This window comes from Aeromonas sp. R4-1, from assembly GCF_040908325.1.
Lineage (GTDB): Bacteria > Pseudomonadota > Gammaproteobacteria > Enterobacterales > Aeromonadaceae > Aeromonas > Aeromonas veronii.
In genome coordinates, this window is record NZ_JBFODM010000012.1 from 26,256 (window position 1) to 36,256 (window position 10,001).

Consider the following 10,001-nt stretch of genomic DNA (forward strand, 5'->3'; position numbering starts at 1 on the left):
AGGCGATTACTCCATCCTACTTGTTGGCCGGGGTGTTGGACGCAGCTTGAGCAGACGGTGCATCAGCACCCTGCTCGGCGGGATTGACCACGGCGCCCGGTCGTACTTTCTGCAAGCCAGCCACGATCACCCGCTCGCCGGAGGTGAGCCCTGACTCCACCACCCAGTTGCTGCCGACGACCCGGCTCAGCTGCACGTTGCGCAGCTCCACCTTGTTGTCAGCGGTTACCACCATCACGGTGGCACCGCCATTGGGGGTGCGAGTCACGGCCGTTTGCGGCACCAGCAGTCCTTGCGCCCGCTCCCCCTCTTGCAGGGTGGCGCGCATAAACATGCCGGGCAGCAGCAGCTGGTGAGGATTGGGCACAATCACCCGCAGGGTCACCATGCCGGAGGTCTCATCCACGGTCACATCGGAGAACTGCAACGAGCCCTCTTCGCCGTAAGTGGAGCCATCTTCCAGCTGGAAGGTCACCTTGGCCCCCTTCTGCTCGTCCTGGGTCAGCTTGCCCTCGGCGACCAGTCGCTTGAGGCGCAGCAGATCGGCGGTGGACTGACGCACATCCACATACATGGGATCGAGCTGCTGAATGGCGGTCAGGCTGTCAGCCTGCTGGGCGGTCACCAGCGCCCCCTCTGTCACCGCGGATTTACCGATGCGGCCGCTGATGGGTGCTGTGATGCGGGTGTAACCGAGATTGATCTCGGCAGTGCGCAAAGCCGCCTTGCTCGCCATGATCTCCGCCTTAGCCTGCTTCCAGCTGGCGTCGGCGTCGTCATAGTCCTGACGACTGATGGATTTGACCTTGAGCAGCTCCTGATAGCGCTGCGCCTTGAGACGGGCACTCTGCTCGTTGGCCTCGGCCTTGGCCAGATTGGCTTTGGCGCTGGCGACTGCCGCCTGATAGACAGCCGGATCGATCTGATAGAGCAGATCGCCCGCTTTCACATCGCTTCCCTCGGTAAAGAGGCGCTTGAGGATGATGCCGCTCACCTGCGGACGCACTTCGGCCACCCGCAACGGGGCGCTGCGGCCGGTCAATTCGGTGGTCAACATCAGCGGACCGCTCTGCAGAGTCACCACGTTGACCGCCGCGGGGGGCATGCCGCCCTGTCCCTGGGGTGCGCCCCCCTTGTCACCACAACCTGCCAGCAAGCCTGTAGCCAGCAAGGCAAGACCAACTGAACGAGCAAGAATATGTTTATGCATGAAACACCTGAGCCTTTGCCAGTCAATGAACAATCAGGGCCACATGGGCCCTGTTGGTAAATAGTCGAAAGATGAGGCAATATACATACATTCATAAATGTATGTAAGTGACTTTTTGCTTGCATGAGGCACAAATTTCGATGGCCAGACGAACCAAAGAAGAGGCGCAGCAAACCCGCTGCCACATCATGAGCACGGCGCTGGATCTGTTCTGCTCTCAGGGCCTGGCCAAGACCAGCCTGACCGACATCGCCAGAGCGGCAGACCTGACCCGCGGGGCCATCTATTGGCACTTCAAGAACAAGGATGAACTCTTCATTTCGCTCTGGCAGGAGCTCTGCAGCCCCCTCGCCCACCAGCTCGATGCCTGCCTCAATCCAGATGAGCCGGATCCGCTCGGGCAACTGCGCCTCTTCTTCGAAGGGGTGCTCCACAGCTTCATTCACAATCCGGCCCAGCGGCAGATGTTCACCATCCTGTTCAATCTCGAATCGCTGGAGGGGGAAGCCATCTCACTGCGCGAACATATCCGCAGCCAGTCCGCCAACTTCTTTCGGGACCTTGAGACCACCCTGGCCAATGCGGTACGGCGGGGCCAGCTGCCCGCCAACCTCAACCTGCAGCGCGCAGCCACCCTGCTCCACTGCACCCTGGATGGTTACATAATCAACTGGCTCCACTTTCCGGGGCGGATCGACCTGCAGGGCGAATCCGCCTTTATGATAGAGAGCATGTTCACCATGCTGGCCCAACCCCACGGGCCTGCCTGCGGCCGCTAACCGGCTCCGGCAACTTCATCACCCCCAAATCAGGGCCTGACCGCGCGCTTTGGCAGTCAGGCCCCGATTTGTTACCCTGTGCGCTCCCTGCTTGAGGTAACCCCTGTGCCACACTCTGACGCCATCCCCGCTTCCCGGCCCTTGAACGACCAGCACGCCCACGTTCGGGCTGCCTTTGTGGCGCGCCTTAAACCCGGCGCTCACCTGCTCAATGGTCAATGCGGTATGGGGGAGGATCTGTGCTGGCTGCGTGCAGAAGGGTATGTGGTCACCGCCTGTGAAGCGGTACTGGCCGACGCCAGAGTTGCCTCGCAGCAATCCGGGCAAGCGGTGCGGGTCTGCCCGCTGGCGAAGATGTACTCGGTGCTCCCTTACGATGGCATCTGGCTAAGCCGCCCGCTTGATGGCGACGTGGCCACTCTTGTCCCCCTGTTGCAACAGCTGGCGACCCTGCTCAAAGCGGGCGCTCCGCTCTGCTTCCCCCTGCAGCCAAGCGGCAAGATAAGTCACGATCAGCTACAGCAACTGGTCACCACATCCGGGATAGCGCTACAACTGGCACCGATGGAAACCGCCTCGACCAACACGCCATCATGCACAGGTCAACACGCCAGCCAGTACATCATGTTGCTGCATGGCGATCATCAGGCCACCTAACGGGCTAATTCATCACGGATTTTCCCGTTCAACGCCAAGCCGACAGCTAGTCGGCGATCTTCGCTTTCGACAATATTTAACTCGGTGTTAACGCAGAAAAGGCAGACATAACACGGCTTACGTGTTAAAAAGTGTGATTAATATCAAAATTTAATAACAAAACAGACAATACAACCAACTCCGGATTTCCTTATGAAACTTGTCCTGAAACTCATTGCTGGCATCCTTGCCGGTCTCTTGCTCGGTCTCTACGCCCCTGAGTGGGTGGCGCGCGTGCTGTTTACGGCCAAGACAGTGATAGGTCAGCTCATCACCTTCACCATTCCGCTCATCATTCTGTTCTTTATCATGAGCGGCATCGCCAGCCTGCCGAAAAACTCCGGCAACCTGCTGGGCAAAACCGTGGCCCTCTCCTACTGCTCCACCATTCTAGCGGGGCTGTTCGCCTTTACCGTGGCGAGCCACCTGATCCCGCAGTTCACCACCGCCGCCGAGCCCACCACGGCCACGGCCATCAAGCTCGCCTCCTACGTCAATCTGGAGATCCCGCCGCTGTTTGGCGTGATGTCGGCACTGGCCGCCGCCTTCGTGTTCGGCATCGGCATCAGCGCCACCCAGGCCACCGATCTGCGCCGGGTCGCCGATCAGGGTCGTGACATCATCGACCGCCTGCTGGCCAAGGTGATCATTCCGCTGCTGCCGTTCTACATCGCTGGCGTCTTTGTCGAGATGACGGTAGAAGGCACCGTATTCGCTACCCTGAAAACCTTCGGCGTGGTGCTGGTGATGGCGATCCTGATGCACTGGATCTGGCTCTCCGTACTGTTCGTGGGTACCGGTCTGGCCCTTGGCCGCTCACCGGCGCAGCTCATCAAGAACATGCTGCCCGCCTACTTCACCGCGCTGGGGACCATGTCGAGCGCCGCCACCATTCCGGTAGCTCTGCAATCGAGCAAGAACAACGGCGTGAGCGACGGTATCGCCAACTTCACCGTGCCGCTGTGTGCCACCATTCACCTCTGTGGCTCCACCATTACCCTGGTCACCTGCGCCACCGCGGTGATGTTCCTCTCCGAGCATCTGGCCATTCCGGGCATCGAGACCATGCTCCCCTTCATCATGATGCTGGGGGTGATCATGATCGCCGCTCCAGGCGCGCCGGGTGGTGGCGTGATGTCGGCGCTGGGCCTGCTCACCTCCATGCTCGGCTTTGGTGAAGCCTCCATCGCCCTGATGATCGCCCTCTATCTGGCGCAGGACAGCTTCGGCACCGCCTGCAACGTCACCGGTGACGGCGTAATTGCCCTGTGGGCGGATCGCTTCGCCAACGGCAGCGAGAGCGCAGCTCCTGTGGCCGAGGCCGAACAGGCGTAAGCTCGCCGGGATAGCTCGACCATCCTCTGCAAAACCGCAGGCCCGAACCATGTTCGGGCCTGCGTCGTTTCTGCCACCTTCACTGCTTTTGTACGTATTCCGCCTCCCTCTCTTTACCCCTCTCTACCGTAAACAACATTCGCGTAGCTCTCTACACCCGACAAAATTATTGGCATATGCCACATATGAGCGTATAAATGGCTTATGCCAATTAGGAGCCACCATGCCAAGACCCAAGATTGCCCGCCAGATCTGTGGCCGCCCCGCCAACAGCTGCTTCAAACCCAACGGCCGCCCCATGCATCAGCTGGAACAAGTCACGCTGGCCCCTGACGAGTTCGAGGCACTGCGCCTCGTCGACCTTCAAGGAATGCAGCAGCAGGAGGCCGCCCTGGTGATGGGGGTCTCCCGCCAGACCCTGGCCAATATCCTGAAAAAAGGGCGCTACAAGGTGGTGGAGTGTCTGAGTCTGGGCAAGGCATTGATGATGCAACCCGCCGAGCCCGACCACCCAACCAGTGGAGAAGAGCCGACATGAATGCTGTCACAACCATGACCACCAACCCCTGCAACAGCGCCCTGATGCTGAGTCAGGGGTTGCTGGCTGGCCACTTTACCCGTGCCGAGCAGCTGCAAATTCTTAACCCCGAAGGGAACGTCATCGTCACCCTGCCTAATCCAGCCGCCGCCGAAGGCTGCCACGGCAAGCAAGCGCTGCTCGACGCTCTCTCCCATCATCAGGTGGGTCAGGTGGTGGTGCGCAATATCGGCGAGCGGATGCTGAGTCGCCTGCTGGCGGTCAATATCCGGGTGCTGCAGTGCCGCTCTGCCCGCCTGCCGCTGCACGCGCTGCTGGCCCCCGCCAATCTGCAACCTCTAACCGAGGCCAGTCAGGGCCGTCCGTCTCGCCGTCATCAGAGCAAGGCGACTATCCGTGCCATCCAGCCCGTCGGCACAGGCCACAGCCATGCGAATTGTCACGGTGATTGCAACAGTGGCTCCAATCACTGTTGCGCCAGTAGTGGCCATCAGGCAGAGAGCTCACTACAAGGCCATACTTGTTGCCACGGCAGTGAAGGCGCCAACCAGCAGGGTGGTTGCTGCCATCATCACTGATGCCATCGCCGTGCATGTCATCACCATCAAGGAGAAGAGATCATGTCCATCTGGTTGTTGAGCCTGCTCGCCTCGTTCGTGTTGATCCTGGCCATGGGCACCATCATCTGGTGGCGCCAATACCAGCTTGCCCAGAAACGGGAAGATAAAGAGGTACGCCCCTGTGGTTGCTCCAGCGCCTGCGCGGATCACCTCTACCAGATCAGCGAGCCGACGCCCAAAAAATAACCTGACCGCACACGCCATAACCGCAGATAGAAGGTCGGCAAAAAAAGGGCGCATGAAATAGAAAAGGCGCATAAAAGGGAGGGGGCACCTGCTGGTGCCCCCTCCCTATTTATCCCTCGTCATGCTTGAACCGCCTCTTTCCCCCCTTACGCTCATCACACGCGCTCAACCCGGCTCGGCGCCGCTGGCCGCAGCACTCGGAGTGCAGGCCGGATCCTGATACTGCTGATAGATGGCATAAAACTCGGCCTTGTTGTGCAGGGCTGCGGCGACACAGGCGGGATCAAACTGGCTGCCGGCATGCTCTTCCAGATAGGCAAATGCCGTCTCGAACGGCCAGGCCTTCTTGTAGGGGCGCTCGCTGGTAAGGGCATCAAACACATCGGCCACCGTCACGATGCGCGCTGCCAGCGGGATCGCCTCCCCCGCCAGCCCCAGCGGATAGCCGGTGCCGTCAAAGCGTTCGTGATGGCTGGCGATGATATTGGTCAGCATATCGGTGTGATGAATGCCATCGAGACCAAACTCGTTGATCATCAGGCTGATCATCTCCCGCCCCTTGCCGGGGTGGATCTTCATGATTTCGAACTCTTCCGGTGTCAGCTTGCCCGGCTTGAGCAAAATGGCATCCGGCACAGCGATCTTGCCGATGTCATGCAGCTCGGAGAAGAGGTAGATAAACTCCACCTCCTCATCGCTCAGCCCGCAAGTCGGGGCCAGCGTCTTGGCGATCAGCCGGGAGTAGGCCGACATCCGGTGCAGATGGTTGGCGGTCTCCTCATCCCGATAGCGGCTGAACTCCCGCGCCGTGGTCAGCGCCCCGCCAAGGGTCTGGATGGAGAAAAACTCCACCGCAATGATGGCCGAGAGCGCCTGGGCATAGGCCGACAGCTCGCTGCGGATCGGCTCCTCGAAGTATCCCGGCTCCATGGCATCACAAAACAGAAAGCCAAACAGTTTGCTGTTAAACAGCAGCGGCTCGGTATAGCTGGAGGCATAGCCTGCCTCCAGCACCTTGCGGCTGTGCTCCGACGCAGAGCCACGCAGGGCATCCAGATTGCCGAGCACCCGGGGTTGCTTGTGCTCCGCCAGATAACTCAGGGAGGGGACATCGCTCAGCTTCACCTCATACTGCACCAGCGGCGAGGGCCCCTCGGTGCTGTGGGCAAAGGTCTTGAGCTGATCGGTATGGGGATCGTAAATCGCGATGGCCACCCGACTCAGCTTGTCAAAGCGCTGCCTGAGGGTGGCATGTACACTCCGCATTTTTTCGCCAAATGAACTTTCCATCGCCTTCTCCAACGGGTTCCCGTACCGGGAGTATAGTGACTCCCGGTGCTCTCCTCTCTGTCACCAAATCAATATTGAGAGGAAAATCAACAAAGCAGCTTCCCCACAACAAGCCTGCACGGCAGAGGCAATAGCCCTATCAAGGGCGCGCCATCAACGGCTGCTGGTGCGGCGCAATCTTGCCTGGTCGGAGATATTGTTCGGTTCTGCCATGCTGGCTGTATAGTTTTTGGTTAACCATTCCGGTAAAATCCGCGCCCTTAAAGAAGAGCCACCTAAGAGTGATTGAGCGATGTCCAACACAAAACAGGCCCCCAAAGTAGGATTCGTCTCCTTGGGTTGCCCCAAAAACCTGGTCGATTCAGAACGCATCCTGACCCAGCTGCGTACCGAAGGGTACGATGTGGTGCCCAGCTATGACGATGCCGAGCTGGTCGTCGTCAACACCTGCGGCTTTATCGACAGCGCGGTGCAAGAGTCGCTGGAAGCGATCGGCGAAGCGCTGGCCGAGAACGGCAAGGTGATCGTCACCGGCTGCCTTGGCGCCAAAGAGAATCAGATCCGCGAGATCCACCCCAAGGTGCTCGAGATCACCGGTCCCCACGCCTATGAAGAGGTGCTGGGTCACGTCCACAAATATGTGGAGAAGCCGCAGCACAACCCCTTCACCAGTCTGGTTCCGGCCCACGGCGTCAAGCTGACCCCGCGCCACTACGCCTATCTGAAGATTTCCGAAGGGTGCAACCACCGCTGCACCTTCTGCATCATCCCCTCCATGCGCGGGGATCTGGTGAGCCGCCCCATCGGCGACGTGCTGGCCGAAGCCAAGCGCCTGAAAGAGGCGGGCGTGAAGGAGCTGCTGGTGATCTCCCAGGACACCTCCGCCTACGGCGTCGATGTGAAGCACCGCACCGGTTTCTACGACGGCATGCCGGTCAAGACCAGCATGGTCGCCCTGTGCGAAGAGCTGGCCAAGCTCGATATCTGGGTACGTCTGCACTACGTCTACCCCTACCCGCACGTGGATGACGTCATCCCGCTGATGCGCGATGGCAAGGTACTGCCCTACCTCGATATTCCCTTGCAGCACGCCAGCCCGCGCATCCTCAAACTGATGAAGCGCCCGGGTACCGTCGAGCGCACCCTGGAGCGGATCCAGAAGTGGCGGGAGATCTGCCCGCAGATCACCCTGCGTTCCACCTTTATCGTCGGCTTCCCGGGCGAGACCGAGGAAGACTTCCAGATGCTGCTGGACTTTATCGACAAGGCGGAGCTGGATCGGGTCGGCTGCTTCAAATACAGCCCGGTCGAAGGGGCGCTGGCCAACGAGCTGCCGGATCCGGTACCGGAAGAGATTCAGGAAGAGCGCTTCCAGCGCTTTATGGAGCTGCAACAGCAGGTCTCCATCCGCAAGCTGGCTCGCAAAGTGGGTCAGGAGATGACCGTCATCATCGACGAGGTGGACGAAGAGGGCGCCACTGGCCGCTCTTTTGCCGATGCACCGGAAATCGACGGTCTGGTCTACCTCAACGGCGAAACCGGCCTCAAGCCGGGGGACATGGTCAAGGTGCGGATCGACGAATCCGACGAATATGACCTGTGGGCCAGCCTGATTGGCTAACCCTGCCATGGGTACACACGCCGCGCGTTGAGCCGATAGCGTTCAACGCAACTAAACAAAAAGCGCCTGATGGCGCTTTTTGTTTAACAACTACCGGCGATAAACTGCTAGCCGAGGTCGTGCAGCGCCTTGCCAAGGGGCGCAGTGAGGCGCAAGTCAGAGAAACGCACCGCCAGCCCCTGCCGCTCCGGCGTGCAGCACATCACCCCGATAAAGCAACTTTAGCCTGGCGGAAACGGGGCGAGGCGCAGCAGCGGCCACACCTTGCCATCTGAATGCGAAAGGGGACTCCCTCCGACGTAGGTGGGAGGGGAATTTCGCCGGGGCGTCAGCCCCGCTGGTTTTGAATGTATTGCTTGATCACCTCCAACGGCGCACCGCCGCAAGAGCCAGCAAAGTAGGAGCGTGACCAGAGCACGGGCTTGCTGTAGGCACCTCTCAAGTCCAGAAATTCATTGCGCAGCCGCCTTGATGTTACCGCCTTCAACGAGTTAACCAGTACCGATAACTGTACCGTTGGGCCGTACTCTATCAACATGTGAACATGGTCAGCCTCTCCGTCACACTCTTTCAGTTGTGCGCCAAAGTCGCTACAAACCTCAGTAGCATACTGATTGAATGCAGCAAGGTGTAAATCGCCCAATATCTTTTTTCGATACTTAGTCACAAATACCAAGTGAACATGGAGAAGATAAGCAGCATGGCGTGATTTGTTGATATTTACGACTTGCATTTAATGACTCTGCTCGGTGTAATGATGTGAAGAAATATTGCTACACACTGAGCATTTAATGCAAATTCTAAAAGCCTACAAATTCCGACTCGAACCGACCGAACAACAAGCGCAACGCCTGCGCCAGTTGGGCGGCAGTGCTCGTTATGTCTGGAATCACGGGCTGGCAGAAACCAAACGCATTCTTGATTCTGGCGAAAAACTGCCTTCTGCCTTTGAGCTTAACCGGATGCTCACCAGTTGGAAGAAAGTCCCAGAAATGGCCTTTCTGGCCGAGGCATACACCGACAACCTCCAGCAGAAACTCAAGGATTTGCACGGCGCGTGGATGCGTTGTTTTGATAAAAAACTCGTCGCCAAAGCCCCAGTTTTCAAGAAGAAAAGCGACAACCGCGACTCTATCCGGTTCGTCAACTTCGACAAGTATTGCCGCCTTGAGAAAGGCCGTGTGAAACTGCCAGCCGGGCTGGCGTGGGTTAAGTTTCGCCAGTCACGCCCAGTAGAAGGGAAGATTAAAAACGCCACTGTCAGCCAAGCCGCCGGGCACTGGTATATCTCATTACAGGTCGAGCAGGAGACGCCTGAGCCAATTCACCCGTCCGGCTCAATGGTCGGGCTGGATGCGGGTATTGCCAAGCTCGCAACCCTGTCAGATGGCACGGTGTTTGAGCCCGTCAACAGCTTCAAAACCCATCAGGCCAAGCTGGCAAGGCTCCAGCGCCAGTTGAGCAAAAAAGTAAAGTTCAGCAGTAACTGGAAGAAGCAAAAAGCCAAGATCCAGCGCCTGCATTCACATATCGCCAATACCCGCCGCGATTACCTTCACAAGGTCACAACGACTATCAGCAAAAACCACGCGATGATCGTCATTGAGGATTTGAAGGTTGCCAACATGTCAAAATCAGCAGCGGGCACGACAAGCCAGCCGGGGCGCAACGTCCGGGCAAAATCAGGGCTGAATCGTTCGATATTGGATCAGGGCTGGTTTGAGCT

11 protein-coding genes and 1 pseudogene are annotated in these 10,001 nt (G+C 58.8%); 8 read left to right on the plus strand and 4 right to left on the minus strand.

Annotation, left to right across the window (positions count from 1 at the left end; translation table 11 throughout):
- Positions 1 to 16: 16 nt before the first annotated feature.
- Complete coding sequence (locus tag AB5Y90_RS01250) at positions 17 to 1,210, minus strand: efflux RND transporter periplasmic adaptor subunit (RefSeq protein ID WP_021231193.1); 1,194 nt, start codon at positions 1,208 to 1,210, stop codon at positions 17 to 19.
- 140 nt (positions 1,211 to 1,350) lie between these two features.
- Between AB5Y90_RS01250 and AB5Y90_RS01255 the strand changes: the two genes are divergently transcribed.
- From AB5Y90_RS01255 to AB5Y90_RS01280, 6 genes are all read left to right on the plus strand, one after another.
- Entirely contained in the window at positions 1,351 to 1,989 is a 639-nt protein-coding gene (locus AB5Y90_RS01255) for a TetR family transcriptional regulator (protein ID WP_005359187.1), read from the plus strand.
- Positions 1,990 to 2,094: 105 nt separating this feature from the next.
- Positions 2,095 to 2,646, plus strand: coding sequence for a hypothetical protein (locus AB5Y90_RS01260; protein WP_368166441.1), 552 nt, complete (start codon positions 2,095 to 2,097; stop codon positions 2,644 to 2,646).
- Between the two features lie 192 nt (positions 2,647 to 2,838).
- Entirely contained in the window at positions 2,839 to 4,020 is a 1,182-nt protein-coding gene (locus AB5Y90_RS01265; RefSeq protein WP_368166442.1) for a dicarboxylate/amino acid:cation symporter, read from the plus strand.
- 223 nt (positions 4,021 to 4,243) lie between these two features.
- Positions 4,244 to 4,558 carry a DUF134 domain-containing protein gene (locus AB5Y90_RS01270; RefSeq protein WP_005338107.1) on the plus strand — a complete coding sequence of 105 codons (315 nt, stop codon included), beginning with the start codon at positions 4,244 to 4,246 and terminating at the stop codon, positions 4,556 to 4,558.
- Positions 4,555 to 5,136 (plus strand): NifB/NifX family molybdenum-iron cluster-binding protein, encoded by a 582-nt coding sequence (locus AB5Y90_RS01275; RefSeq protein ID WP_368166443.1) that lies wholly within the window; start codon positions 4,555 to 4,557, stop codon positions 5,134 to 5,136. The genes AB5Y90_RS01270 and AB5Y90_RS01275 overlap by 4 nt, the downstream gene beginning before the upstream one ends.
- Before the next feature lie 42 nt (positions 5,137 to 5,178).
- Positions 5,179 to 5,364: a hypothetical protein gene (locus AB5Y90_RS01280; RefSeq protein ID WP_005338109.1), complete on the plus strand. Its 186-nt coding sequence runs from the start codon at positions 5,179 to 5,181 to the stop codon at positions 5,362 to 5,364.
- A 165-nt stretch (positions 5,365 to 5,529) separates the two neighbouring features.
- Here AB5Y90_RS01280 and AB5Y90_RS01285 read toward each other — a convergent pair whose 3' ends face one another.
- Positions 5,530 to 6,654, minus strand: coding sequence for an HD-GYP domain-containing protein (locus AB5Y90_RS01285; RefSeq protein ID WP_368166444.1), 1,125 nt, complete (start codon positions 6,652 to 6,654; stop codon positions 5,530 to 5,532).
- Between the two features lie 292 nt (positions 6,655 to 6,946).
- Between AB5Y90_RS01285 and rimO the strand changes: the two genes are divergently transcribed.
- Entirely contained in the window at positions 6,947 to 8,275 is a 1,329-nt protein-coding gene (gene rimO / locus AB5Y90_RS01290; RefSeq protein ID WP_201951934.1) for a 30S ribosomal protein S12 methylthiotransferase RimO, read from the plus strand.
- Between the two features lie 107 nt (positions 8,276 to 8,382).
- Here rimO and AB5Y90_RS01295 read toward each other — a convergent pair.
- A pseudogene (locus AB5Y90_RS01295) lies at positions 8,383 to 8,553 on the minus strand (DUF1349 domain-containing protein); the annotation flags it as partial.
- A 50-nt stretch (positions 8,554 to 8,603) separates the two neighbouring features.
- Positions 8,604 to 9,008, minus strand: a complete 405-nt coding sequence (gene tnpA / locus AB5Y90_RS01300; protein WP_201995218.1) for an IS200/IS605 family transposase — start codon at positions 9,006 to 9,008, stop codon at positions 8,604 to 8,606.
- 58 nt (positions 9,009 to 9,066) lie between these two features.
- Between tnpA and AB5Y90_RS01305 the strand changes: the two genes are divergently transcribed.
- Positions 9,067 to 10,001 (plus strand): RNA-guided endonuclease InsQ/TnpB family protein (locus AB5Y90_RS01305; RefSeq protein WP_368166445.1); only part of this gene is annotated, 935 nt, incomplete at its 3' end.